Origin of the sequence: Erwinia sp. QL-Z3 (genome assembly GCF_004551645.1) — a bacterium.
Lineage (GTDB): Bacteria > Pseudomonadota > Gammaproteobacteria > Enterobacterales > Enterobacteriaceae > Erwinia > Erwinia billingiae.
Window position 1 is genome coordinate 3557902 of record NZ_CP037950.1, and the last position, 26537, is coordinate 3584438.

General features: G+C 54.6%; 24 protein-coding genes. 8 read left to right on the top strand and 16 right to left on the bottom strand.

All coding sequences use genetic code 11. The annotated features are described in order from the left end of the window. Positions 1-20 precede the first annotated feature (20 nt). Positions 21-737 carry an osmoprotectant ABC transporter permease OsmY gene (osmY, locus tag E2F51_RS17210; protein WP_013202011.1) on the bottom strand — a complete coding sequence of 239 codons (717 nt, stop codon included), beginning with the start codon at positions 735-737 and terminating at the stop codon, positions 21-23. 335 nt (positions 738-1072) lie between these two features. Here osmY and E2F51_RS17215 point away from each other — a divergent pair, with 335 nt between their 5' ends. After that, positions 1073-2527 carry an MDR family MFS transporter gene (locus E2F51_RS17215; protein ID WP_134824044.1) on the top strand — a complete coding sequence of 485 codons (1455 nt, stop codon included), beginning with the start codon at positions 1073-1075 and terminating at the stop codon, positions 2525-2527. A 120-nt stretch (positions 2528-2647) separates the two neighbouring features. Here the strand turns inward: E2F51_RS17215 and E2F51_RS17220 are convergent, their stop codons facing one another. Further along, positions 2648-2944, bottom strand: a complete 297-nt coding sequence (locus E2F51_RS17220) for a DUF1161 domain-containing protein (RefSeq protein WP_371732135.1) — start codon at positions 2942-2944, stop codon at positions 2648-2650. A gap of 50 nt (positions 2945-2994) precedes the next feature. Further along, complete coding sequence (locus E2F51_RS17225; protein WP_013202014.1) at positions 2995-3345, bottom strand: DUF1283 family protein; 351 nt, start codon at positions 3343-3345, stop codon at positions 2995-2997. Positions 3346-3474: 129 nt separating this feature from the next. Here E2F51_RS17225 and E2F51_RS17230 point away from each other — a divergent pair, with 129 nt between their 5' ends. Next, entirely contained in the window at positions 3475-3807 is a 333-nt protein-coding gene (locus E2F51_RS17230; RefSeq protein WP_013202015.1) for a YnfA family protein, read from the top strand. Positions 3808-3868: 61 nt separating this feature from the next. Here the strand turns inward: E2F51_RS17230 and E2F51_RS17235 are convergent, their stop codons facing one another. From E2F51_RS17235 to rstA, 5 genes are all read right to left on the bottom strand, one after another. Continuing rightward, positions 3869-4684: a serine protease gene (locus E2F51_RS17235; protein ID WP_053143422.1), complete on the bottom strand. Its 816-nt coding sequence runs from the start codon at positions 4682-4684 to the stop codon at positions 3869-3871. Between the two features lie 286 nt (positions 4685-4970). Beyond that, positions 4971-5495 carry an acid resistance repetitive basic protein Asr gene (gene asr, locus E2F51_RS17240; protein WP_134824045.1) on the bottom strand — a complete coding sequence of 175 codons (525 nt, stop codon included), beginning with the start codon at positions 5493-5495 and terminating at the stop codon, positions 4971-4973. A 161-nt stretch (positions 5496-5656) separates the two neighbouring features. Then, entirely contained in the window at positions 5657-7147 is a 1491-nt protein-coding gene (locus E2F51_RS17245) for a carboxypeptidase M32 (RefSeq protein ID WP_134824046.1), read from the bottom strand. A gap of 29 nt (positions 7148-7176) precedes the next feature. Then, positions 7177-8478, bottom strand: coding sequence for a two-component system sensor histidine kinase RstB (gene rstB / locus E2F51_RS17250; protein ID WP_053143416.1), 1302 nt, complete (start codon positions 8476-8478; stop codon positions 7177-7179). Then, positions 8475-9200, bottom strand: a complete 726-nt coding sequence (gene rstA / locus E2F51_RS17255) for a two-component system response regulator RstA (RefSeq protein WP_134824047.1) — start codon at positions 9198-9200, stop codon at positions 8475-8477. Before rstA ends, rstB begins: the two co-directional genes overlap by 4 nt. Positions 9201-9374: 174 nt before the next feature. Between rstA and E2F51_RS17260 the strand changes: the two genes are divergently transcribed. Beyond that, positions 9375-9788 carry a hypothetical protein gene (locus tag E2F51_RS17260; RefSeq protein WP_013202021.1) on the top strand — a complete coding sequence of 138 codons (414 nt, stop codon included), beginning with the start codon at positions 9375-9377 and terminating at the stop codon, positions 9786-9788. Here E2F51_RS17260 and E2F51_RS17265 read toward each other — a convergent pair. Both E2F51_RS17265 and ydgH read right to left on the bottom strand, forming a co-directional pair. Next, on the bottom strand, positions 9785-11176 hold the full coding sequence (locus tag E2F51_RS17265; RefSeq protein ID WP_013202022.1) for an amino acid permease: 1392 nt from the start codon (positions 11174-11176) through the stop codon (positions 9785-9787). The genes E2F51_RS17260 and E2F51_RS17265 overlap by 4 nt on opposite strands. Positions 11177-11404: 228 nt before the next feature. Then, positions 11405-12355, bottom strand: coding sequence for a DUF1471 family protein YdgH (gene ydgH / locus E2F51_RS17270; RefSeq protein ID WP_013202023.1), 951 nt, complete (start codon positions 12353-12355; stop codon positions 11405-11407). Between the two features lie 518 nt (positions 12356-12873). On the opposite strand from ydgH, the gene pntA reads away from it, so the two are divergent. Next, on the top strand, positions 12874-14403 hold the full coding sequence (gene pntA / locus E2F51_RS17275; protein WP_134824048.1) for a Re/Si-specific NAD(P)(+) transhydrogenase subunit alpha: 1530 nt from the start codon (positions 12874-12876) through the stop codon (positions 14401-14403). A gap of 10 nt (positions 14404-14413) precedes the next feature. Next, positions 14414-15802, top strand: a complete 1389-nt coding sequence (gene pntB, locus E2F51_RS17280) for a Re/Si-specific NAD(P)(+) transhydrogenase subunit beta (protein ID WP_013202025.1) — start codon at positions 14414-14416, stop codon at positions 15800-15802. A 78-nt stretch (positions 15803-15880) separates the two neighbouring features. On the opposite strand, the gene uspE is transcribed toward pntB, so the two are convergent. Beyond that, on the bottom strand, positions 15881-16831 hold the full coding sequence (gene uspE, locus E2F51_RS17285; protein WP_013202026.1) for a universal stress protein UspE: 951 nt from the start codon (positions 16829-16831) through the stop codon (positions 15881-15883). A 667-nt stretch (positions 16832-17498) separates the two neighbouring features. Here uspE and E2F51_RS17290 point away from each other — a divergent pair. Then, the gene (locus E2F51_RS17290; protein WP_167738410.1) at positions 17499-18440 is read left to right on the top strand and encodes a glycosyltransferase; all 942 of its coding nucleotides are present in this window, start codon (positions 17499-17501) and stop codon (positions 18438-18440) included. Between the two features lie 65 nt (positions 18441-18505). On the opposite strand, the gene E2F51_RS17295 is transcribed toward E2F51_RS17290, so the two are convergent. The 4 genes from E2F51_RS17295 to dalD form a co-directional block, all read right to left on the bottom strand. Next, positions 18506-19261: an FNR family transcription factor gene (locus E2F51_RS17295; protein WP_013202029.1), complete on the bottom strand. Its 756-nt coding sequence runs from the start codon at positions 19259-19261 to the stop codon at positions 18506-18508. Between the two features lie 148 nt (positions 19262-19409). Next, positions 19410-20702 carry an MFS transporter gene (locus E2F51_RS17300; RefSeq protein WP_134824049.1) on the bottom strand — a complete coding sequence of 431 codons (1293 nt, stop codon included), beginning with the start codon at positions 20700-20702 and terminating at the stop codon, positions 19410-19412. Between the two features lie 53 nt (positions 20703-20755). Then, the gene (gene xylB / locus E2F51_RS17305; protein WP_134824050.1) at positions 20756-22225 is read right to left on the bottom strand and encodes a xylulokinase; all 1470 of its coding nucleotides are present in this window, start codon (positions 22223-22225) and stop codon (positions 20756-20758) included. A gap of 10 nt (positions 22226-22235) precedes the next feature. After that, positions 22236-23630: a D-arabinitol 4-dehydrogenase gene (gene dalD / locus E2F51_RS17310; protein WP_134824903.1), complete on the bottom strand. Its 1395-nt coding sequence runs from the start codon at positions 23628-23630 to the stop codon at positions 22236-22238. Positions 23631-23800: 170 nt separating this feature from the next. On the opposite strand from dalD, the gene E2F51_RS17315 reads away from it, so the two are divergent. Together E2F51_RS17315 and smrA are read left to right on the top strand one after the other, a co-directional pair. Further along, on the top strand, positions 23801-24754 hold the full coding sequence (locus E2F51_RS17315; RefSeq protein WP_134824051.1) for a sugar-binding transcriptional regulator: 954 nt from the start codon (positions 23801-23803) through the stop codon (positions 24752-24754). Positions 24755-24842: 88 nt separating this feature from the next. Then, positions 24843-25415 (top strand): DNA endonuclease SmrA, encoded by a 573-nt coding sequence (gene smrA, locus E2F51_RS17320; protein ID WP_134824052.1) that lies wholly within the window; start codon positions 24843-24845, stop codon positions 25413-25415. Positions 25416-25427: 12 nt separating this feature from the next. On the opposite strand, the gene E2F51_RS17325 is transcribed toward smrA, so the two are convergent. Further along, positions 25428-26351: a LysR substrate-binding domain-containing protein gene (locus E2F51_RS17325; RefSeq protein WP_041692291.1), complete on the bottom strand. Its 924-nt coding sequence runs from the start codon at positions 26349-26351 to the stop codon at positions 25428-25430. Positions 26352-26537 lie beyond the last annotated feature (186 nt).

Here is a 26537-nt window from a genome sequence, read left to right on the forward strand (position 1 = left end):
TATTGCTCCTTATTATTCTTCTAAACGGCCGTATGCGGGCTGACCAGACGGCCAAGGCCTGCCAGCAACATATCGAGGATCAGCGCAAACAGCGCGGTCGCAGCGGCACCCAGGATCAGCGTCGGGAAGTCGTTAAGGTAGATGCCGGGGAAGATCAGCTCGCCATAGCTACTGGCACCAATCAGAAACGCCAGCGGCGCGGTTCCGACGTTAATTGCGGTAGCCACACGGATGCCGGACAGCATCACCGGCCAGGCATTGGGCAATTCTACCTTACGCAGGCGCTGACCTTTGGTCATGCCAATGCCGTTGGCCGCTTCAATCAGCGAGGCCGGCACCGAACACAGGCCCGAATAGGTATTTCGCACAATGGGCAGCAAAGACGCGAGGAACAGGGCGATAATCGCCGGACGATCGCCAATGCCAATCACCACCATCGCCAGCGCCAGAACGGCGAGGGGCGGTAAAGTGTTACCCACATTGAAGATCTGCATGACATACTCGGCCCACTTTCGGGCGGCGGGGCGGCTGAGGATAATCCCACTGGGGATGCCGACCAGCAAGGCGAACAGCATTGACCAGAACACCAGCATCATATGCTGCTGGCCAAGGTACACCAGGTCTACCTGGCGGGCTTTGATGCTTTCAACGCCCAGGCCGTATACCAGCAAGCCAATGACTACGGCAAGAAACAGAACGGCCAGTGCAGCACGCCGGAGAAGCGTTTGGTTTTGCATGAATTCCTTTCTCCCTGATATTCCGGAATGAAGCGTGCCCCGGAAACGGTTATAAATGTGACGTTAAACGCTTTTATTGGATAAAGGGTTTGAAAGCGCCTTAAAACCTATAGCAGGCTAGTCACGGCTGTGCCAAGTTTTAGGCCGAAAATCAGTAGGATAGTTTTCGACCATACTGATGCAGAAGCCTTACCAGCACTGGCTTGAGTTCAATGAAAATATTTTATCGTCAAATTGGTGACACCGTAACAAATAGCCGTTTATAAGAAAGCACGTTTCGGAAACTCTGTCCTTAAAACCAGGCCAGAATAGAAGGAGTTTATCAAGGGAACCCTATGTCTGAATCAGCACAACACCAGGTCACGCATCGCCACTGGATACTGGTCGCCGCCATGCTGGCGATGTTTATGGCGGCCATTGAAGTGACTATTGTTGCTACCGCCATGCCAACGATCATTGCCGAACTCGGCGGCTTTTCGCTGTTTGGTTGGGTTTTTTCTATCTACCTGCTGACTCAGGCAGTGAGCGTGCCAATCTACGGACGTCTGGCGGACCTCTGGGGCCGGAAACGGGTGTTCTTTATTGGCACTTCACTGTTTTTGATCGGCTCAATACTCTGTGGATTTGCCAGCAATATGGCGTGGCTGATCCTGTTCCGCGCATTTCAGGGGCTGGGCGCAGGGGCGATTATGCCGCTGACCTCAACCATCATCGCCGATGTTTACCCGCCTAAAGAGCGGGCCAGCATTCAAGGGTGGCTTTCCAGCGTATGGGGAATTGCGGCCATTACCGGACCGCTGACCGGCGCGGGGATCGTTCAGCACTTTAACTGGGCGCTGATATTTTGGGTAAACGTGCCGATTGGCATTATCTCGATGCTGATGCTGGCCAAATGGTTTCCTGAATCCAGCAAAGAACAGACGCAAAAGCTCAATCTGGCCGGCAGCGGCTGGTTAATGCTCACCGTGACAGCGCTGTTAACGGCGTTGTTACAGGCCGAGAGCCTCGGTTACTGGTCGGTGGCGCTGTTGGTCATCGCTCTGTTGTCGGGCTATGCGTTAGTCAGGCATGAGCGGGGCGCTGATGAGCCGTTGTTCCCGATGGCTATCTGGCGCAGCCGCACGCTGGTCGCCGGCAATGCCGGAAATCTGGTGATTGGCGCGGCGATGATGGGGATCAGTGCCTTTCTGCCCACCTGGATTCAGGGGGTAAACGGCGGCACGCCGCTGCAGGCTGGCAGTGCGTTAGCGATGATGTCGATCGGCTGGCCGCTCGCCAGCACCCTCAGTGGCAGATTGATGCAGCGAACCTCATACCGGTTTACCGCGCAGTTGGGTTCGGTGTTGTTAATCGTAGGCACGGCGATGCTACTGACGCTACACAGCAACAGTTCGGTCTTTCACGCCGGGATATCAGCTTTTGTGATCGGCACCGGCATGGGGATGACCAGCACCACCTTCCTGATTGCGGTACAAAACACTGCGGAGTTTCATATTCGCGGCATCTGCACCGCATCGATTATGTTTAGCCGCATGTTGGGTTCAGCGCTGGGCACGGCGGTATTGGGCGCGGTACTTAACTATAACCTGCTGATCCGCCTGCCGGATTACAACGATCCGGTACAACAAATCATGTCGCATTCACAGCGTGAAGCGTTGCATCATGGCACGCTGCACCAGATGGTGAGTGAGATTGCCTTGTCGTTGCATTGGGTTTTTGCGGTGTCGGTGGGCATTGCGATGGCGAGTCTGGTGATCGCGCGATTTATCCCGGCGACAAAACCGCATTAGGTGGCACGGGCATGGCAGAATTGTTGAAGAGTTGAAGAGTTGAAGAGTTGAAGAGTTGAAGAGTTAAAGAGTTAAAGAGTTAAAGAGTTAAAGGGGGCGAAGCGTTTCGCCCCCAACGCGTCAGGAAGCGGGTGCATCCTGTGAAGTGCCGGTGCTGGCTGGCACCGCGTCAATATCGGCGCCGTTGCGCTTATAGACAATTTTCTGCGTATCGTTTTCACAGTGACCGACAACCTGGCCGCCGGCCTGGTCTGCCTGATCGTTTGGCACGATATCCAGCGAGAAATCGCCCGCCGCTACGCCATTATTGATAATCTTCTGATTAATATCCGCTTTTACCGTTTCACAGGAAGCCTGTGCGGCCAGAGGTGCAACAACCATCAGTGCGGCTAACATCCACTTAGTGTGTTTCATCATGTCATCCCTATTTTTGCGTGTGCTATCAATACTGTGCTAACTATAGCAGCTCAGGGCGCAATGATCTGACGACCAGAGCGGCGATCCAGGCAGCGCTGAGTATTCGGCTCCCAGTAGGCATTCACGTTCAGACTTTGATCGCAGGCATCACGGGTATCAGCAGCCCGATCGTACTTGTCGAAATTCTTCTCAACGCGCGAGTTTACTTTGTTACGTAAACGATGAGTTTCATCCCATTGCTCTTTTTCCTGACGAGCCTGCTCATTGCTCAGGGCATTATTGCCATCCTGAATAATCAACCTGTCAGTTTGCGCCTGTGCGCTGTGCTGGATGCTGAACAAAGTGCCAAAAAGCACCAGCGGCAGAGCAGCCTTGCTCAGATGTTTTTGCCATTGTTTCATCGTCATTTCCTTGGTTTTGCTGTTGATCCCAACGCCTGTCGGCAAGCGTATGCTTAAGATAGTATATCATCAGGCTGAAAAGGCTCACCAGTCAGCCGCGTCTTCGTTTAGGTTTCAGAGAGTGAATGAATGCTGTTTTTTAAGACAACCTTGCTGTTTTTTCTCACCGCGCTGGCAGAAATTATAGGCTGTTTCCTGCCGTACCTGTGGCTTAAAAAGGGCGGTTCTGTGTTGCTGCTGCTGCCGGCAGCGGCCAGTCTTGCCGCCTTTGTCTGGCTGTTAACTCTGCATCCTGCGGCGAGCGGACGCGTTTATGCCGCTTACGGCGGCGTCTATGTGGTGACCGCGTTACTGTGGTTGCGTTTTGTCGATGGTGTAAAGCTGAGCCAGTACGACTGGCTGGGTGCCATCATCGCCTTTAGCGGCATGCTGATCATTGTTGCAGGATGGGGAAGGAGTTAACGGGGTAAGGGCAAGCGGGGTAGATTCAGGAGCGAATCAGAACCTCACTTGCCCGTCTGACTTATTCCTGAGCTAATGCTTCCAGGTTATCGCGGAAAGCGGTCACGGCAATCGCCCGGTTATCGGCCTGATAACGGTCTTTCGCCGCGGGTGCTGAGCTTTGCACCGCAATCAATTGCCACGCATCATTCACCTTCAGTAATAGCGGGGAACCGCTGTCGCCAGGCAAGGTATCACACTGGTGTGAAAGCACGCCTTTTTGCGCCCAGCCGGTCACCAGACAATCGCTATGAGAATACAACGTTTCCAGATGATCCAGCGGATAGCCTGCCTGGGTCACTTTGCGATCCTGGGTTTTTAACGCATCGGTTAAATCGCTGCGGCTGCCGTCAAATAACGGGATTGGCGTAATACCGGAAGGCGGATTGCGCAAAATAATCAGACCGTAATCATAAGGGGCCGCAGAAGAAGGGACAATCCAGCCGTCACCGTCTGCTTTTAATTTATGGCCGAGTTCGGGATCGACACGGGTTTCGATATCGTGAATATCATAACGCCAGCGACCTTTGGTATTGGAAATAAAGCGCAGAGCAATGGCTTTATCGACTTTACCCGGCGGGGCCAGCAGGCAATGGCCGGCGGTCAGAACCAGGTGCGCAGAGATCAGGGTAGCGCTACAGAGATTGCCGCTTGCCGTTTCCAGTTGGCCGATGGCTTCCCAAGGTTGGCTGGCGGTATCAGCGACAGGTTTGCGATCGTCTTTCCCAAAGAACAGGGTTTTGACGTCAGCGGCACTTGGGCTTTCATCGTCATCATCTGCGTGGGCATAAAACGAAAAGGCTAAACATCCGATTAAAAAAACAGCTGTCAGTCGCATGTCTCTCTCTGAGTGGAGAATTAGTGGGGGGAGTTAACCACGGCGTGATAATAACTATAGTCGTATAGTCAAAAAAAAGGGAGTTTAATTTGGAATATCAGCACGCTACGAAAGTTACAGGTAAAAACTGGCGGCGATAACACCACAAAGGATCATAAAGCCCAGGATAATTTCGAATAAATAGCGACGCACCATCATCCGATACTCCAGGAAAGAAACACCCGGAATAATCCGGGTGTTTGATTGAAAGGCTGTTGAGGGGGGAGTCTGGCTCCCGCTTCATGAATTACGCTTTAGGAGCAGCGGCTTTCTTAGCAACTTTCTTGTGGTGTACTTTTTTGGCTGCCTGAGCTTTCTGAGCTACTGGCTTAGCGGCTTTCTTGTGGTGCACTTTTTTAGCAGCCTGCGCTTTCTGAGCGACTGGCTTAGCGGCTTTCTTGTGGTGCACTTTTTTAGCAGCCTGCGCTTTCTGAGCAACTGGCTTAGTGGCTTTCTTGTGATGTACTTTTTTCGCTGCCTGCGCTTTCTGAGCTACTGGCTTAGCGGCTTTCTTGTGGTGCACTTTCTTAGCAGCCTGCGCTTTCTGAGCTACTGGCTTCTTAGCGGTTTTCTTGTGGTGCACTTTCTTGGCAGCCTGCGCTTTCTGCACAGTTGCTTTGTGTTTTTTGTGATGCTTAGCGGTAGTCGCTTTAGCCGGAGCAGCAGTCGTTGCAGCAGAAGTGGTTGCTGGAGCGGCGGTGGTTTCAGCAGCGAAAGCAACTGAAGACATACCCATTGCAGCGGCTACAACCAGAGCAAATAATTTTTTCATTGAAAAACCCTCAAAAGTTTAGTTCATGTGTCAGCCCACTGCGGGGCCGGTGAAGTAACTATATGAGAAGGGGGAAAGGCTTTCAGTGAGTGATTGGTATCGGCGTGTAACGGATTGTACGAAGTGAGGAAGGCAGGCGTGTAGCCTGCCTTGCAGGGGGATCAGAAGCCGTTTAAATAACGATTTTCCAGATGTTGACGGAAGTATTGCGGGTTAAGATCTTCCCCGGTGGCGTTCTCAATCAGCTGTTTGGTACTGAAACGGCTGCCGTGCTGCCAGATATTTTGCTGTAACCAGTCAAATACCGGCTGCAGGTTGCCTTCGCGCAGCAGTTCATTAACGTCAGGCAGCGCTTTCTTCACGCCCTGGAACAGCTGAGCGGCGTACATGGCACCCAGGGTATAGGTTGGGAAATAACCAAAGGCACCATCGGTCCAGTGAATATCCTGCATACAGCCGTCACGGTAGTTGCCGGTGGTATCCAGACCCAGCAGTGACTGCATTTTTTCCTGCCAGAGATCCGGGATATCGTCGACATCAATCTCGCCTTCGATTAACGCACGTTCAATCTCATAACGCAGAATGATGTGTGCCGGGTAGCTGACTTCATCGGCATCAACGCGGATCAGGCCTGGCTTCACCCGCTGATTCAGCGCGATAAAATTGCCTTCTTCCAGCTCCGGACGATCGCCAATCAGCAGCTTAACCTGGGGCAGCAGCAGGCTGAGGAAATCCGCGCTGCGTCCGAGCTGTTTTTCAAAGAACAGGCTTTGCGATTCGTGGATCGCGGTGGAGCGGGCATGAGCAACCGGCTGGCCTGCCCACTGCTTTGGCAGGTTCTGCTCGTAGCGCGCATGACCGGTTTCGTGGATCACGCCCATCATCGCGCTGATAAATTCGTTCTCGTTATAGCGGGTGGTGATGCGCACGTCATCAGGAACGCCGCCGCAGAACGGATGCGCGCTGACATCCAGTCGGCCCGCATTGAAATCAAAGCCCAGCTGCTTCATCACCGCCAGACCCAGCTGTTTCTGCGATTCGACCGCAAACGGGCCAACCGGCACATCCACCACTTCCTGAGCCTGCTTATCAACAATGCGCTGCAGTAACGATGGCAGCCACTCTTTGATCTCGCCAAAGGTCTTATCCAGTTTGGCACTGGTCATGCCCGGCTCGTAAATATCCAGCAGCGCATCGTAGCGCGAACAACCGTTAGCCTGGGCGCGGATTTCGGCTTCCTCGCGGCTCAGCTTCACCACTTCCTTCAGGTTCTCTGCAAACCTTTGCCAGTCGTTAGCCGGACGCTGCTGACGCCAGGCGTGCTCACAACGGGAACCGGCAATCGATTTGGCTTCCACCAGCGAGGCGGGAAGCAGGGCAGCCTGCTGCCATGCGCGGCGCATCTCGAACAGGTTGGCGCGCTCAACATCATTCAGTGAAGCCTGTTCAGCTTCATCCAGCCAGTGGCCAACCTCTTTTGCGGTCAGGATTTCGTGCTGCAGCACGCTCAGTTCCGCCAGGGCAGCACCGCGCGCGCTGCTGCCACCTGGCGGCATCATGGTCATCATATCCCAGCCAGCAATGGCGGAGAGGTGGCCGAATCGCGACAGGCGCGTGAAGGTCCGGGTTAAATTAGCGTAGGCAGATGACATGGCGCTCCCTTGAATGATTTATGGCGCTGTCAGGCAGCGCGAGGTGACGATAAGGGTAAATTAACTGGCCAGCAAAAGCGAACGCTGGCGCCGCCGAGCGGGCTGGCATCGATCAGCACATAGCCGTCAAATGCCTGGGCAATGGAGTGGACAATCGCCAGGCCCAGGCCACAGCCGCCAGTCGCGCGGTCACGGCTGGGATCGAGACGCACGAAGGGCTCGAACACGCGCTCGCGCTCTTCCAGCGGAATGCCCGGACCATCGTCTTCGACCTGCAGGCAGGCAGTATCACCGTCAAACCACAGGCCGACCCGCAGCCGCTGGTCAGCATAACGCAGCGCGTTGTTGACCAGGTTGTCCAGCACCCGCTCCATCAGGCGAGTATCCGCCACGCCCAGGTTTTGACGCTGCGGCATATCCAGTTCGATAGTGAAGTCAGGCTGAACCGAGCGGATATCATCCAGCCGTTCCCGCAGCCATTCGGCTAAATCCAGTGACTGCAAATTCAGATCAACCTTAGGGCGATCCAGCCGGGCGTAGGTCAGCAGTTCTTCAATCAGCGCTTCAAGCTGACCAATGTCCCGGTTCAGCGCCGCCGCTTCGGCATCGGTGAGGTTATCGCTCATTTCCAGCCGGTAACGCAGGCGAACCAGCGGGGTGCGTAATTCATGGGCAATGCCGTCAATCAGCTGTTTTTTACTGGCCACCAGCGTATTGATGTTGTCGGCCATCTGATTAAACGCCACCCCGAGGCGCAGCAGGCTGGAGGCGCTGTCGAAATGGATGCGCTCGTTCAGATGGCCCTGGCCAAAGCGCTGGGCGGCCGTTTCCAGCCTGAGCATGTCTTTCCAGTGCGGTCGCATCCAGATAAACACCGGCAGCGCCAGCGAGATGCCAATAAAGGCTAATAGCGCGATATCCAGAATGCGCATCTCATGCAGGAAGAACAGATAGGGAATAGGCCCAACCGCCAGCACATAGTGACTGCGGGGAATATGCTGCAGGAAGGTGTACTGATCGTCCAGCGCCACAATCTCACCCGCGCGCAAGCGGCGCAGGGTAGGAGGATCCAGCTGATAGCTGCTCATCGGTTCTATATGCAGCTTGAAAGATAAATTCAGCTCCAGATTATCGATGGTTTTATTCCAGTCGCGTGGCGGAATTTCACGCAGTTCGCTGCGCATCAGATAGAGCGAGCTTTTCATCAGGTCGTCCATCGACTGACGACCGGCCCGCTCGGCGGTGAATTTATACACCAGGCCGACCAGCATCGCCATGACCAGAAAGCAGACGAACAGCAGCAGGTAAAACTGAATAAACAGCTTCTTCATTTAGCGTCCCAAGCGTGTGGCGCAAAAAGGTAGCCCTTATTACGAATGGTCTTGATGCGATAGGGTTCGGTGGCGCTGTCCAGCAACTTTTTACGCAGGCGGGAGATCGCCACGTCAATGCTGCGATCCATGCCATCATAGCTGACGCCACGCAGCGTTTTCAGCAGGGCATCGCGGTTAAGGATCGACCCGGCATGCGTCGCCAGCTCCCACAGCAGATCAAAGTCCGCAGTTGAAAGGGCGACCACGTCATTATTCAGCGAAACCTGGCGGTTGACCGGATCGATAGCCAGCGTGCCGAAGCGCAATGCATTCTGACCGGCAACTTTGGGCGCGATATCATCACTCTGGCTGCTGCCAGCCTGACGCAAATGCAGGCGTAACCGCGCAAGCAATACCGCGGGTGGGGTGGTTTTCAGAATGTAATCATTGGCCCCCATCTCGAGAGAGAGAATGTGATTCATGTCGCTGTCGAGAGACGTCAGCAGCACGATCGGCCCCGACCAGTCCTGGCCAGCACGCAGGTCCCGACACAAGGTCATGCCGTCTTTGCCAGGCAGCATAATATCCAGCATCACCAGGTCTGGCATGGCTGCCGCGATGGTCGCTTCGGCCCGATCGCCACGGCTTTCAACAATCACTTCAATATCATGGCGACTCAGGTACGCGGCGATCAGTTCGCCAACATCCTGGTCATCTTCGACAAACACGATTTTGTTCATAGGGCTGTTTTTCTGAAATGGAAAGGCAAGATTACCCTTTGTTAAACTTAACTACTATTACCCGCTGCTAAATAACGTCAGATGTATAGTATAAGCACCCTATACTATGCCATTATATCCGCCGGGTTGCCGTGGCGGCTCAGGGGAATAATCTTGAGAGAAAGGAGAACGAGAGTGTCTGATAATAAGCTGGCATCTGCCGGGTGCAGTGATTATATCTGCCTCAATTATATCGATTTTCTCGCCGCATCCTGCAAAAAGCGTTGGAGCTTTATGGATGCGATCTATGGGGTTATCCCGATTTTCGGTGTGGTGACCCGAAACTCCCGCGACCTGCCTGAAATCCCTTCTGAAAGACTCAAAGCGCTGGCGTTACAAATCATTTCGACCCAGGTCAGCGATGAGATAAACATCGCCCGATTGATTACCCTCGCTGAACAACAACACATTGAGCAGTTTGATATTCTTCTGCCTTATCCGCTTTCGGATCGTCAGCTTGACCTCGTCCATCAGGAGTACGTCAAGCCGCTGACCCTGCAGCAGAAAGATGACCGCTTAACGGTCAACCTTCCGGCCTTTTCGCACTAGCGAACCAGCATCCACATCGCAGGTGCCGACGCCACCACCAGCAATGCCATCGCCCCTTTTTCCAGCACGTTAAGCTGCGCTGTGCCGCGTCCACCCCGGCGGGCAAACAGGAACAGCAGCACGCCTGGCGCATACAGCACTACCGAAAGCAGCAGATGCAGTGGGCCTGAGGCATACAGCAGCCAGAGGCCATACGCACTGGCGCCGCTGGCGATAGCCATGATGCCCGGTCGGTTTAGCTGACGCGCCACCTTAAACAGATACGCACCCACCAGGAAATACGGCACCAGGATCATTTCTGAGGCAATGGTCAGCAGCGTGTTGTAATCCGACCCCGTCAGCCAGATCAACACCAGGCACACCTGCACACTGATATTGGTTAGCCACAGCGACGCGGAAGGCGCGCCGCGACGGTTCTGCTTTGCCAGCGATCGCGGGAAGGCGCCATGCTCTGCGGCCATCAGCGGCACTTCGGCGGCCATAATCGTCCAGCTGAGATACGCACCGCACACCGACACAATTAAGCCCACGGCGATGATCACATCTCCCCAGGATCCGACCAGACGGGTCATTAATCCGGCCATCGATGGATTGCGCATGCCAGCCAGTTCCGCTCTTGGCACCAGGCCTAAAGAGAGCAGGGTGACCAGCAGATAAACAATCAGTGCCGCCATTACCGCCAGTAAGGTCGCGCGGCCCACATCCTTCTTATTACGCGCGCGGGCAGACACCACCACCGCGCCTTCCACGCCGATAAACACCCACAGGGTTATCAGCATGGTGTCTTTCACCTGCTGCCAGACCGGCGTGTGCAGCGCCAGGCCGGTAAAGTCAAAATGGAAGCGGTCATAGTTAAATGCCACGGCGGCAAGCACCACAAACAGCCCTAACGGCACCAGCTTACCCAACGTGGCCACCAGATTGATGCTGGCGGCGGTTTGCACGCCACGGAGCACCAGCCAGTGCACCATCCACAGCAGCACGGAAGCGCCGAGTACCGCCTGCCAGGTGTTACCATCACCGAACACCACGTGTCCCGGCGAGTCGGTAAAGAAGCTGAGGGCGGAAAAGACAATCACCAGGTAGGAAACGTTGGCAATCACCGCACAAAGCCAGTAGCCCCAGGCGGAACAAAACCCGACCAGCTCACCAAAACCGGCACGGGCATAGGTAAAAATGCCGCCATCCAGTTCGGGCTTCAGGCGCGTCAGTAACAGCAACGCCAGTGACAGCAAAATAATGCCCGCGCCGGTGATGGCCCAGCCGATCAACAGCGCTGCCGGGCTGGCAACTGCCGCCATATTTTGCGGCAGGCTGAATACGCCCGCGCCAAGCATCGAGCTGAGAACCAACGCGGTCAGCGCGGTAAGACCTAATTTTTTGTCCAAAAAAGCATCCCGATAGCAGAATAAAAAACCAGTTCAGTGATAATCCGTCGCGTTTCATGCGTGTAAACAGCATGAGCCGTGAAGGGATCAACTGAAGAAGGCGGGGATTCTACGGAGTGAGGGCAGGAGATGCAATGCGAACAGGCTGGTTTGTGACTGGTTATGCACAATCAGGGTAGGAAGTATGCAAAAGAGAGAAGACGGCCCGGGAGCCGTCTTCTGAAGAGATTACTTGAACAGGTCAGCAGAGACCGTCAGGTTACCGCCGCTCTGGTTAGACCATTGACGCGTGATGTGATAGTACTTCGCGCCTTTCTTAATCGCCGCCTGACCAACAGCATCAGAAATTTCGGTTGGGGTACCGAAGTGGCCGGTAAAGGTCACGCTGTCGAACGGCTGCATCTGTGCCGCAGTGATGGCGCTCACTTCCTGCACGCTCTTGCCGTCCGGTGTTTTGACCGTGTAGCGCTGACCGGTAGAGGATTGCGTCTCGAAGAAACGTCCCACATCCGCGCTTGGCGTTTGCGAGGACGCAACGCCTGGGATTTGTACCTTCGCCGCTTCCGCACCACCCGCCGCCAGCGCCGCTTTACCGGCTTGAGAATCAGCAGGGATCAGGTCTGGAGACTGAACTTTACGCTCTGGCGCATTGGCTTTATAGACATAGGCGGTGATGTACTGGTTGCCGCCGCTGTTGGCATCAATCTGACGAACAATAAAGAAGGACGCAGCGCCTTTCTCTTTTGCCGCTTTAGTGATGGCATCATTGACGTCAGGCTGACTGCGGTAGAAACCACTGATCGAAACCGTATCGTAAGGTTCTAATTTATAGGCTTCAGCTTTATTCAGTTCACGAACGCCGTTGATCACGCGGTCGTTAGAAGGTGCCGCTGCAGGCGCATCATTGTGATACACGTCTGCCACAACACGCCAGTTCCCGCCATTGCCGTTGGTATCATTAATACTTTGAATGTAGTAAGAAGCGGCGCCCAACTCATCGGCACGTTTTGACACGGCAGCGCTGGCGTCGTTAATCGCATTGAAACGGCCAGAAATCGCAATACGATCAAAGGGTTTCAGCGCGGCCGCTTTTTCTGGTGACAGTTCCTGTGCCGCAAAAGCGGATAATGATGTGAGTGACAACAGGGCTGACGCCAGAATGGTGTTCTTCAGCTTCATAAAAATAATCCTTCGCCTTACGCAAAAAATGAGTACGAAAACGTGCTGGACTCTTGATGTGTAACAGATTAGCAGCCGATTATTGCATGTAATAATGCCTGCTGTCTCAGCCATTTTGAGCGATTGGTTGTCTGCGCTGAGCACACCCACGGTGAGGATATTAAATAATTGTTAAATTGCGCGCTTAGCCGTCCGCTTACCACCTAAGCTGGTTATTGATATCACTTATATCGTTAATTCATTGTTAAATAATATGTTTTTCCCACGCTGGCAGGCCCGTCAGGATGTTTTTTGCTAGCAGATTATGCGTGTTTGTCGAGTAAATACAGTATCAAAGTGATGCCTTTGCCGCTTTCCTCTGAATTTTTATATGAAAAGTCGCGAAGTGTCGTGCCGTGGCTGGATCGCAGCACATATTTTCAGTAGGTTATAAACAGTTTGAAACAGATCCTGCACCGGTCGTTTGGGCCGTTGCAGCAGGACCAACCATCATTTCACCTCTGATGAAAGGGATTATTATGCTAATTGGAATAACCAAAGAGCGGTTGCCCAACGAAGCGCGAGTCGCTGCAACACCGAAAACGGTAGAGCAGCTTTTAGCACTCGGCTTCACCGTGGCGATTGAGCACGATGCCGGGAAGCTGGCCAGTTTTGATGATGCTGCCTATGCGGCCGCCGGCGCCACCCTGGTCGACACCGCTACCGTCTGGCAGTCAGACATTATTCTTAAGGTCAATGCACCGGATGATGCCGAGATTGCCTTGACCCGCGAGGGCAGCACGCTGGTGAGCTTTATCTGGCCAGCCCAGAATCCTGAACTGTTGGAGAAACTGGCAGCGCGCAACGTGACCGTGATGTCGATGGACGCCGTGCCGCGCATTTCACGCGCTCAGTCGCTGGATGCATTGAGTTCGATGGCCAACATCGCCGGCTACCGCGCGATTGTTGAGGCCGCCCATGAGTTTGGCCGCTTCTTCACCGGTCAAATCACCGCCGCAGGCAAAGTACCGCCGGCAAAAGTGATGGTGATCGGTGCGGGTGTGGCGGGTCTGGCAGCGATTGGTGCCGCTGGCAGCCTTGGCGCGATTGTCCGTGCTTTTGATACCCGCCCGGAAGTGAAAGAGCAGGTGCAGAGCATGGGCGCCGAGTTCCTTGAGCTGGACTTTGAAGAGGAAGCGGGCAGTGGCGACGGCTACGCAAAAGTGATGTCAGAAGCCTTTATTAAGGCGGAGATGGCGTTATTTGCGGCACAAGCCGAAGAGGTCGACATTATTGTCACTACCGCGCTGATCCCAGGGCGCCCGGCACCGAAGCTGATCACCGCTGAGATGGTGGCTTCGATGAAGCCGGGCAGCGTGATTGTCGATTTAGCGGCGCAAACCGGCGGTAACTGCGAACTGACCGTCGCCGATCAAGTGACCACCACCGCAAACGGCGTGAAAATCATCGGTTATACCGATCTGCCAAGCCGTTTACCGACGCAGTCCTCACAGCTGTACGGCACTAATCTGGTTAACCTGCTGAAGCTGCTGTGCAAAGAGAAAAACGGCGAAATCAGCGTAGATTTCGAGGATGTGGTGATCCGCGGCGTCACGGTTATCCGTGAAGGTGAAGTGACCTGGCCAGCACCGCCGATTCAGGTGTCTGCTGCCCCGAAAGCGGCTCCAGCGGCGAAAGCTGTCGAGAAAGTTGAGAAGGCGCCGGTTTCTCCGTTGCGTAAATATGTGCTGTTCGCGCTGGCGATCGTGCTGTTTGGCTGGTTCGCCAATGTCGCACCTGCGGCGTTCCTGTCGCACTTTACCGTTTTTGCACTCTCTTGTGTGGTCGGCTATTACGTGGTCTGGAACGTCAGCCATGCCCTGCACACGCCGCTGATGTCGGTGACCAATGCCATTTCAGGCATCATCGTGGTCGGTGCCGTCCTGCAAATCGGTCATGGCGGTTGGGTCAGCTTCCTGTCCTTTGTTGCGGTGCTGATTGCCAGTATTAATATTTTCGGTGGTTTCACCGTCACTCAGCGCATGCTGAAAATGTTTCGTAAGAACTAAGGGGTAATCAATGTCTGAAGGATTAGTGACTGCAGCATACATTGTTGCCGCAATTCTTTTTATCTGCAGCCTGGCTGGGCTGGCGAAACATGAGACGGCTAAACAGGGCAACCTGTTCGGTATCAGCGGTATGGCGATTGCGCTGCTGGCGACCTTGCTTGGCCCGGACAGCGGCAACGTTGGCTGGGTCCTGTTAGCGATGGTCATCGGTGGCACCATCGGTATCCGTCTGGCGAAGAAGGTCGAAATGACTGAAATGCCAGAGCTGGTTGCCGTGCTGCACAGCTTTGTCGGTATGGCCGCAGTGTTAGTGGGCTTTAACAGCTACCTCGATCATGGCCCGGGCCTTGATTTGGTGCTGGAAAATATCCATCTGACCGAAGTGTTTATCGGCATCTTTATTGGTGCGGTGACCTTCACCGGTTCTCTGGTGGCCTTTGGCAAACTGCGCGGCAAAATTTCATCCCGTCCGTTGATGCTGCCGCATCGTCATAAGCTGAATCTGCTGGCGCTGGTGGTTTCACTCTGCCTGCTGATTGCCTTTGTCCGCACCGACAGCACCGGAGTACAGGTGTTTGCTCTGCTGATTATGACGGTGATTGCGCTGGCTTTCGGCTGGCATCTGGTGGCCTCAATCGGCGGCGCGGATATGCCGGTGGTGGTGTCAATGCTCAACTCCTATTCAGGTTGGGCAGCGGCGGCAGCGGGCTTTATGCTCAGCAACGATCTGCTGATCGTCACCGGTGCGCTGGTGGGCTCCAGCGGGGCGATCCTCTCGTACATTATGTGTAAGGCGATGAACCGCTCGTTTGTCAGCGTGATTGCTGGTGGGTTTGGCACCGACAGCAGCTCAACCGGTGAAACCGATGAAGTGGGTGAACACCGTGAGATTGATGCGCAAGGCACGGCAGACATGCTGAAAAACTCCACCTCGGTGATCATTACCCCAGGCTACGGCATGGCGGTCGCGCAGGCGCAATATCCGGTTGCGGAAATTACTGAAAAGCTGCGCGCCCGGGGCATCAAGGTTCGTTTTGGTATCCATCCGGTCGCGGGTCGTCTGCCTGGGCACATGAACGTGCTGCTGGCTGAAGCGCGTGTTCCGTACGACATCGTGCTGGAAATGGATGAAATCAACGACGATTTCAGCAGCACCGATACCGTGCTGGTGATTGGTGCCAACGACACGGTAAACCCGGCTGCGCAGGAAGATCCACGCAGTCCAATCGCGGGTATGCCGGTGTTAGAGGTGTGGAAAGCGCAAAACGTGGTGGTATTTAAGCGTTCAATGAATACCGGCTATGCGGGGGTGCAGAACCCACTGTTCTTTAAGGAAAACACGCAGATGCTGTTCGGTGATGCGAAAGCCACCGTCGATGCCATTCTGAAAGCCCTGTAAAAATGCCCCGTCAGCGGGGGCTTCAGGTGTAAAAAAAGGCCGGGATTTCCCGGCCTTTTTGTTGTTCAGAGACTGATATTAATCGTCTTCATCATCATCAAGTTCAATCGGCGAGGTAAAACCGTCGGGCTTAATCGCCAGCAAATCGCAGCGCAGATGATCAATAACCTGTTCCGCGGTATTGCCGAGGAACGCCGCAGATATCCCGGTTCGGCCAATCGTGCCTAATACCACCACACCCGCATCCAGATGTTCCGCTAAATTCGGGATAACCTCTTCCGGCAGGCCTTTATCGACGTGGGTAAACTTCTCATCAATGCTGAATTTTTGCCGCAGCGCTTTCATCGCCAGCAGATGCTGACCGCGGATCGCATCGTTATAAACGCTCGGGTCAAAGTCCGGCAGTTCAATGGCGATATTTATGGGGGTAATCGGGTAAGCACCCACCAGATGGACTTCGGTATGGTTGACTAAATCAGCCAGTTCCAGCGTCTCTTTCACCAGCTTGGTATTGAGTGGGTCATGATGCGGTTCTTCACTGGCAAGGTTAACGGCCACCACGGCGCGGCCACCTTCAGGCCACGGCTGATCCTTCACCATCCAAACCGGACACGGGCATTTACGCAGCAGATGCCAGTCGGTAGGGGTAAAGACCACGGCCTGCAGGCGATCGTGCTGGTGAGCCATCTTCAGCACCAGGTCATAACGTCCATTCAACACTTCCTGAATGATCGCCTCGTAAGGGCGGTTATGCCAGATCACCTTGATCTCAATGTGGACGCCCGCATCCAGATAAGACTGGGCCTGTTCGCGGATCCATTCGGTGCGCTGACTGACCACGCCTTTCCGCATGGTGGTGCGTTCATCAGGCGACAACAGGGTGGTCATTTCGTATGAGAAATCATAAATCGGCAGGAAAGCCGTGATCCGGCCACCGAGGCGCTGGTTCAGGTACACGGCACGGCGTAGCGCAGGCTGATCGTCCTGCTGCGGATCGACCGCCACGAGAATGTTTTGATACTTGGTCATAACGGGTTCTCCAGACACTGATCGTGATAGGTTAAAGATAGCCCAATAGCGGCCCGTGCAGAAGGAAAAAGTTATAGGCGGATCAATATTATAACAAATAATAAGCAGGCTATTCACCCCTCGCCAGCCGGCTAACAACAGCAGAAAAAAGGCTTAGCAAAACCGCGTTGCCAACCCGGCGCCGGTAACCCAACGCTATCAGCGGTAGCTGGCGTGTGCAAAGCAAGACGCGGTCATTTTTCAGAAATCAGAAAAAGGGGTGATTCAAAGCCGTTGGTGTTAAAAACATCCTGCCATCAAGCCGTTGAAATTAATCTTTTAACTTCATCATTTCGCACTTTAGGAATCTCTAACCCTGAACTTTATAACCGAAGCGTGAACCAATGAATGACCGGAACAATAATATGCGGCCTGGTTAGTAACGGCAGTCATTATAAGTCATGAATGAATAATCTGATTAAAATTGATGTTTTGGGGTTGAATGTGGTGTTAGCGAAAAAAGAGTGTGAACGATGTGATAAGGACAGGAATTTATTCGACAGAGTCACCTCTACGGATAAAGCGCTGTGTGAAGAGTGTTTACATACTGAAGTGATTGAACTGAGAAGCCGGCAATGCCAACAGAATGCTGGGGCTGACAACAATGTTAAATAAGAGTGGTTTACCCATGACGGATAATATTGATGTGAGCATCATTATTCCGGTGTTTAATGCAGCGGATAGCATTGGTGATTTGATAGACGAAATTTGCCGTGAAACACGGGTTAATTTTGAACTGATCGTCATTAATGACGGTTCCAGCGACAACACCCATGACATTATCGCCGCCAACGCTGATCCACGGGTGGTATTGATAGACCAGGTGAACAAGGGCGTTTACGCGGCAAGAAATGCCGGATTAGCCGCTCACCGCGGTAAATGGTTGATGTTCCTGGATGCGGATGATCGTGTCGGGGAAGGGTTTATCTATAACCGCTTAATGCTGGCGGAAGAGAACCACGTTGATGTACTGGTGATGAATGCCTGGCGCGATGGCTTCGGCCATGAACATAAGGTGGCGATCCACCAGAAGCAATCCTGCAATAAAGTGATTAGCGGATTCAGCTGGATGCAAAGCTGCGTTGATAACGATGAGTGGCCCCATTACCTTTGGCTACAGCTGGTCAGGTCGGACTACGTCAAAAGGCATCGAATGACCTTCCATGAAGGTAAAAGCCACAAGGACATTCTGTGGACGGTAGAATTAGCCATCAATAACGGCAACTTTTATATTTCGGATGAGAAAGACTATACCTATCTGCACAATGCTCAGTCGATTACCAATCGCGGGGATTATTTTGATCTCAGAGCAACCAGCTATATCGATGTGATTAAAAAATTAATCAACTATTCCAGTAAGCCAGGATATGAGTCGGTCAGGCTTTGTTTATTGCGGCATGCCCTGGTTGAGACGCGACATTTTCTTGGACTGTACCGCAACCGGGTACGGGATAAGGATAAAATTAAGCGCAACTTTAAGGGGAATATTTCGCTTTCCAGACTGGGTAAGGGAATTAACAGTCCGAGTGATTTCTTCTTTTATATAAAGCTGGTGCTAAAGCTAAGATAAACAGCACTGAAAAGGCGGGAAGGGGAGAAAACGCCGGGTTAGCAGGCCAACCCGGCGTAGTTAAATCAGGCGATGGCGCGGCTTTGTCCGGCCAGTTGCGACAGCACATCATGATCTTCAATGGTGATGTATTTGCCTTTTACCGCCAGCATTCCGCTTTTCTGGAAGCGACCCAGCAAACGGCTGATGGTTTCAACGGTTAAGCCGAGATAATTACCAATGTCGCCACGGGTCATGGTCAGGCGAAACTCGCGTGGAGAGAAGCCGCGTTCGGCAAAGCGGCGAGACAGGCCGTAGATAAAGGCCGCCAGTCGCTCTTCGGCATTTTTCTTGGAGAGCAGCAGGATCATTTCCTGATCGCCTTTAATCTCACCGCTCATCAGGCGCATCATCTGCTGACGCAGGCTTGGCATTTTGCCTGACAGGTCATCCAGCGTTTCAAACGGAATTTCACACACCATGGCCGTTTCCAGCGCCTGGGAGAAACTCGGATGCTGGCCACCATTGATGGCATCGAAGCCCACCAGGTCACCCGCAAGGTGGAATCCGGTAATCTGTTCGTCACCCTGTTCGGTGATGGTATAGCTCTTAATGGTTCCGGAACGAATAGCGTACAGCGATTTCAGCTCGTCCCCAGCTTTGAACAGCGTCTGGCCTTTCTGAATCGGCTTTTTGCGTTCGATAATATTATCCAGCTGATCGAGCTCATGCTCGTTCAACGTGAAGGGAATACAGAGCTGGCTGATGCTGCAATCCTGACAGTGAATAGCACAACCGCCAGACTGAATACGTCTGTTGATAACACGCTTTTCCGGGATCATAGAGATACGCTCGATTGATTATTGACTGGGGTCAATTTTAACATTTTTTAGTCACAGAAGGGAACTGATCCGAGCAGTTTTAGCCATATAAAAAGAAGGGATGCTGTTTAAATTTGCATCCCGTTGAATATGTTGATTTTAATCAAACCTAAGGCTTATCAACTGCGGTAATGCTGCCAGAATAGTGCTTTGTTTTACTCTTTTCGTTCACGCGAGCAGGTTGTTCTACTTTTATGATTAGCGTCAAGATCCCCGCAAACAGGTACAAACCGGTATAGGTCCAGACAACCCCGACGATATCAAAGAAGGGTAAAACCAGCGAGGCAATCGCCGGAGCCAAAAAGTTACTCAACCCGGCAGACAGGTTATAAATCGAAATGGCCGCCCCTTTATGTTTCGGTTCCAGCACCGGGAATACCGCGGTCATCGGTACAAACGCGGCAACCGTAATCCCTAACATTACCGCCGGGATCATCGCCACCCAGTAATTGTGGCCGAAGGTGACCGGCAGATAGTAAAACGCCAGGCTGGACAGGGCGCAACCCAGGCAACCGAACCAGCGAACCTGGCGGATCCAGCCGATATATTCTCCCAGCACGCCCCACATAATATTGGTGAAGATGGTGACAAAGAAGAACACCGCCCAAATCTGCAGCCACTCCGACATGCTAAAGCCCAACCGGCCGACAAACAGCATCGGCATAATCACCGCAAAACCGAACAGCGACAGGGTATTGATAATGCGGATCAGGCATGCGAGGAAGATATTGCGGTTGGTGAACAGAATCGTCACCGCGCGGGAGAGCTCGGTGAACTTCTCCCGGGTGGTCAGATTGGCCTTTTCACTTTCGCCACCCACTTTGCGCAGCAGCACCATCGCCATGACGCCGCCGACCACCACCCAGGCAATTGCGAACCACAGCGTGCCGGTTTCGCCCACCCACGGAATAGTGAAGCTCGGCAGATAGCTGCCAATACAGCCAATGCCCACCGAGTACATCGCCCAGAACCAGCCCATCGCCGATGAAAGCTGATGTTTAGGAACGTTTTGCACCACCAGCATCACAAACGAGTAGATAAACAGCGGATACGCCAGCCCACGGATGCCATAGAACAGCAACATCAGCGGATAGTTACGCATGCCCAGTCCGAGGGTCATAAACAGGATATGCATCACCACCCAAAGGATGAAGCCAATGCGCATTGCGCGCTGCGGGGTGATAATTTCTGCCACCACACCCGAGCTCCAGGCCGCCAGCGCCGCCGCCGCACCGTAAATCGTGAATACCAGAGCGGACTCTGCCGGGCTGAACCCGAGGTCGGTGATGTGTTTTGACAGGAAGGCCATTTCGAAGCCGTCGCCACTCATAAACACCGCAATGGCGATATAACCCCAAATCAAAGACAAGGGGAGGCCGAACCAGTTTTTTGCTGATTGCATGATGATTCCTCTAAGACGTGCAGGGCCCGGACGGACATGGCGTCCGGGATGATTTAGAAACCGAGTGCGCGAGCCTCGCGCTGTTGTTGATAGAGCAAGCGGAAATAAGCCAGCCGCTTTTGCAGCCGTTGATGGCGGCCAGCCTCAGGCAGATAGCGGGTTAATTCGGCAGGCTTGCGGCAGACCACGGCTTCGTCACCGCCATCAGCCAGCCAGCCTAATCGCGCGGCGCCGAGCGCACCGCCAGCTTCACCGCCCTGATGGGTAACAATCGGGATATTCAGCGCGTCAGCCAGCAGTTGCGCCCACCACGGACTGCGGGCGCCGCCGCCGATCAGTGAACAGCTGTTGATGCGGGTGCCCGCCTCCTCCAGCACCTGCAGGCCGTCAGCCATGCCAAAGGTCACGCCTTCCAGCACGGCATAGGCCAGTGAGGATCGCTGGGTGGCGTGCGTCAGCCCATGAAACGATCCTGTCGCCTGCGGGTCGTTGTGCGGCGTGCGTTCGCCCGATAAATAAGGTAGAAACACCGGCGCGCTGCGCTGTTCAGCGGCACTTAAGGTGGCCACTTCCGCTAACAGCGTGGTTTCTGACGCTCCCAGCAGATCGCACAGCCAGCGCAGCGCACTGGCAGCCGTCAGCATCACGCTCATCTGGTGCCAGCGCTCTGGTAACGCATGGCAAAATGCATGGACCGCAGACGCCGGATTAGGACGGAAGCGATCGTTAACCGCGAACAGCACGCCGGATGTGCCCAGAGAGATAAACGCATCGCCCGCATTGACGGCGCCAATGCCCACCGCGCTGGCCGCATTGTCACCGCCGCCGCCGGCGATGATCACCTCATCACGCAATCCCCACTGGCGGGCCAGTTCCGGTTTGAGTTTTCCCGCAGGTTCAGAGCCTTCAACCAGACGCGGCATATGATCGCGGGTCAGGCCACAGGCAGCCAGCAGGCTGTCGGACCAGTCTCTTTTCGCCACATCCAGCCAGAGGGTGCCCGCCGCATCCGACATATCACTCAGTTTCTCACCGCTCATTTTCCAGCGCAGATAGTCTTTTGGCAGCAGGACGCTGGCCGTCTGGGCGAAAATTGCCGGTTCATGGCGCGCCACCCATAACAGCTTGGGCGCGGTAAAACCGGGCATCGCCAGATTGCCGGAAATCGCCGACAAATCGGTGGCTACGGCCATCAGCGCCTGACATTCTGCGGCACTGCGGGTGTCGTTCCATAAAATGCACGGACGCAGCACCCGATTATCACCGTCAAGCAGCACGGCGCCATGCATCTGGCCGGAGAGTCCTATCGCACGGACGCTGGCCCAACGTTCGCCGACTTTTGAACGCAGGCTGCTGACCGCCTGTTGCAGCGCCTGCCACCATTCAGCCGGATCCTGTTCAGACCAGTGTGGATGAGGGCGCTGCACCGTGAGTTTCGCGCCTGAAGTAGCGATAATCTCGCCTTGACGATCGATCACCAGCGCCTTGATTTCCGACGTTCCCGCATCAATTCCGAGGTACATAACCGGCTCCTTATTCGCTTACCGGCTGCGGATGTCTGGCCCAGCTTTGCAGGCTGGCGACCGAACGCTCCAGTAACGCGGCAAACTCTGCGCGCTGTGACAATGGCCCAAACAGGGTGGCATCGGCGGCATAGCGCGCCAGCGCATCCTTATGGCTGAACATCTCATGGCGTGCCGCGGCATCAAGAGCACCGTCCTGATAGTCATAAGGCAGATCCTGTTGATGCCAGCGTTGCAGGAACAGGAAGAACAGCGCCGGGAGCAGCGAGGTCGCGCGCGGCGTTTCGCCCCGTTGGTAGGTTTCCATCAGGGTGGGGGTAATAAAACCGGGGATCTTCGAGAGACCATCAGCGGCCACGCGCTGGTTAGTGTCGCGAATATACGGATTCGCAAAGCGGGCCAGCACCACGTCGCGGTAGTTCTCAAGATCTAACGGGCTTGGCAACAACGACGGGATCACGTCCTGAGTGACATACTCCCAGGCCATCTCTTTAATTTCCTGGGTCTGAGTACTCTGGTGAATAAAGTCCTGCCCGACCAGCGTCCCAGCCCAGGCAATGCAGCTGTGGCTGGCGTTCAGGATGCGGATTTTGGCTTCTTCCCATGGCAGCACGGAGTCGACCATTTCCACATCGACGTTTTCCAGCGCGGGTCGTCCGGCGGCAAAATTATCCTCAATCACCCACTGGATAAAGGCTTCCGCCATTACCGGCGCGTTATCGGCAAAACCGGTGGCGTCCAGCACGCGCGGCGCGATATCGGCGGTCGGACGCGGCGTAATACGGTCGACCATGGTATTGGGCGAGGTGGTATTTTCCGTAACCCAGGCCAGTAAAGCCGGCTCGTTGCGCAGTTTCAGAAAGGTGAGGAAACCCTGGCGGAAACGTTCGCCGTTATGCCGCAGGTTGTCGCAGTTAAGCAACGTCAGCGGATTACCGTGCGCGGCCATGCGGGCCAGCAGCACGCGGGTCAGGGCACCATAAATCGTCCGTGCCTCTCCCCGCAGATCGGCTTTGATATCCGCATGCTCAGGGTCTAACTGGTGATCGTTATCCAGAAAATAACCGCTCTCGGTCACGGTAAAGGCAATCAGTTTGGTACGCGGATCGGCACCTTGCTTAATCAGCCCTTTTAGCTCTGCGTCCCAGGGCACAAGGGTTTTAATTGAGGTGATTTTCTCATACTGACGTTCCCCTTCCGGGGTGACGGTTTCCAACGTGTACTCGCCATTTTGCGCGGCCAGCGTGTTAAACAGCGGTACCGCATCATCGCGAATATTGCTGAGCGCAATCTCCCAGCGGCAGTCACCCTGAGCCATCAGGCGATGCAGATACCAGGCCTGATGGGCACGGTGAAAGGATCCTGCACCAATGTGCAGCCAAATCGACGGGGTGGCAGTGGTCATCATTCTCTCCTGATTTTGGGCTTTTGCTCTCAAAGGGGGCTTTTGCCTGATGCGTTATAGCGTGCGGATTCTGCACTCGGCTGTCTGCGGGATAGATCACATAATTTGCTTTTGCCCGATTGTCGGGCAATTATTCAGAGTAAGCTGGAAAAAAATCGCGGAGCAACGGAATGAGTAAGCACAATAAGAAACTGGATCAGGCCGCCAGAGCCGCCTGGATGTATTACGTCGCTGGCGAAACCCAGCACGACATTGCCGATAAGCTCGGCGTATCACGGCAGGTGGCCCAGCGTCTGGTGGCGCTGGCGGTAGAGGAGGGCCTGGTGAGCGTCAGCATTACCCATCCGGTGGCTGACTGCATGACGCTGTCCGAACAGTTGAAAACCCGGTTCGATCTGCAGGTCTGTCAGGTGGTACCGTCGGCGGGAGTGGATGGCGAAGGCTTGCAGCAGATGATCGCGGTTGCCGGCGCGGAAGTGATGGCACAAACGCTGAAGCTGGAAGACGCGCAGACCATTGCCGTCGGCTCGGGCCGCACCTTGCGGGCAACCATTGATGAACTGCCCGAGTTTGACCGGCCGCAGCACAGCTGCGTGTCGCTGATTGGCGCAATCGCCAGCGATGGTTCCTGTACCCGCTATGACGTACCGTTGTGGATGGCGGAGAAAACCCAGGGCCGCTATTTTATTCTGCCTGCGCCGCTGTATGCCGACAGCGTAGAAGACCGCGATCTGTGGTGTAACCACCGCATCTATCGCACCGTCACCGAAAAAGCGGCCAGTGCCGATATCATGTTCGTTGGCATCGGGCAGGTTGCCGCAGGCTGCCCGCTGAATGCCGACGGCTTTATCACCGACAGTCAGGTGAGCACGCTGGAATCGCTGAAGGTGGCGGCAGAAATGCTCGGGCACTTTATCGGCGAGGATGGCCAGCGGGTGCCAAGCGAGTTAGATCGGCGGCTGACGAGCGTGGAACTCACCGCGCAGACGCAACGTAAAGTGATCGCCTTTGCGGGCGGTGAGGACAAGCATAAAGCGATCGCTGCCGCATTACGGGGACGCTGGGTGACCGGGCTGATCACCGATGAGGCCAGCGCCCGTTACGCGCTTTCGCGGGGCGATTAAGGGGATAGCTTCAGGCGAGACTTTTGCTAAACTTGCTGGGTGGAGCCATTCTCCACCTCCGTTTTTTTGACCTCCGGGGGACCGCAAGATGAATCTTGACGAGCAGGATCTGTTTAAAGATGCGATGGCACTGGAAGACGTTAAGCCGCTAAAGGATTGCGCCAATGTTCACTGGTTGAAATCCCCCTCAACCAAATCACCCCGCAACACCCTGGAAGACCTGCAGCTGGATAATCCCCTGACCAGCGGTTTTCTCACCATTATTCCGCGCGAAACGCCGTTAGAATTCAAGGCCGAAGGTATTCAGCAGGGCGTTCTGGATAAGCTGCGCCACGGAAAATATCCCGCCAACGCCACGCTGAATCTGCTGCGGCAGCCGGTGGAAACTTGCCGACAGACGCTTTACAGCTTTATGCTGCTGGCCGAGCAGGAGAACTACCGCAATCTGCTGATTGTGCACGGTAAAGGGCGGGAAAATGGTTCACATGCCAACATCGTGCGCAGCTATCTGGATCGCTGGTTGCAGCAGTTCGATCTGGTACAGGCTTACTGCTGCGCGTTGCCGCAACATGGCGGCAGCGGGGCCTGTTATGTGGGATTGAAGAAAACCGAGCAGGCCCGGCTGGAAAACCGCGAACGCCACGCCAAACGCAGTCGTTAAGCCTTATGCTGGCTACCCTGAGTGGGATTTACGCACGGTAGCCAGCAGCACTTCTGCGCTAAGGCTTAACGGCGCGCCGGTACAGGTAATGATGCCCACCGATTCACCAGGCCCGTGCGACGCAATCGGCAACGCGGCCAGCGACTGATGCAGCAAATCCTCTTTGATCGCGCCCGACGGCACAAACCAGACGTAGTTGTAACGCAAGGCAAGCTGCCGGGCGAGGGACGTCGCCGACGTTTCCACCAGCGTGGATGGTAAGCGGCAGCCCTGTTCTTTGATCATCTCATCCGCCAGACGCCGGGGTGCCGTGCCTTCCGGCGAAATCACCACCGGCCAGGACAAGGCTTTGGACAGCGTGACGTTGTCACTCAGCAGCGGGTGATCGGGCCGCACCACCAGCCGTAAATTTTCCATAAACAGCAGTTCATAGGTCAGCCCGGTCATCATTTCCGGATCGGCCATGCGACCGATGCCGACATCAAATTCTCCGGCTCTCAAACCGGCAATCAGCACGTTATTGTGCAAGGTAGCCACCTGAACAATCGCCTGAGGTTGCAGCTGGTGGAAGCGATCCAGTATCGACGGCAGCATCCCCAGCGCCACGGTGGTCAACACGCCCACGCGCAGCACCGCCGGCTGATCAATCTCTGCCGGGCTGAAGGATTGTCCGGCGTGATTGAGCGCATCGAGGATCCTCACCGCATGGGTCAGGAACTGCTCGCCCATGGTGGTTAACTGCGCGCCCAGCCGGCCGCGATCGAACAACCGTGCACCAGCCAGTTCCTCAAGTTCGTTAAGGGTTTTGGACAGCGCAGGCTGGCTCAGCGACAGCGTTTCGGCGGCGCGACCGAGCGTCCCTTGCTGAGCAACGGCGACAAAAGTGTGCAGATGGCGCAAGCGAATGCGCTGATTAAACAGGTAATTTTTGTCCATAACCCAGCGTAAGTAGCAGGCCAGCCAACTGGCAAGGCGCATATGAGAGATTTGTTAACCTTATTGCAAAATTTAGTTAACATTTGCGGCTTTTGCACAGTTTTCCATCACTTTTAAACGCCTCTCACTGGCCAACTATCAAAGTGCATTATCAAACTGGCCTTTATTCACCGCTGGCATAACAGC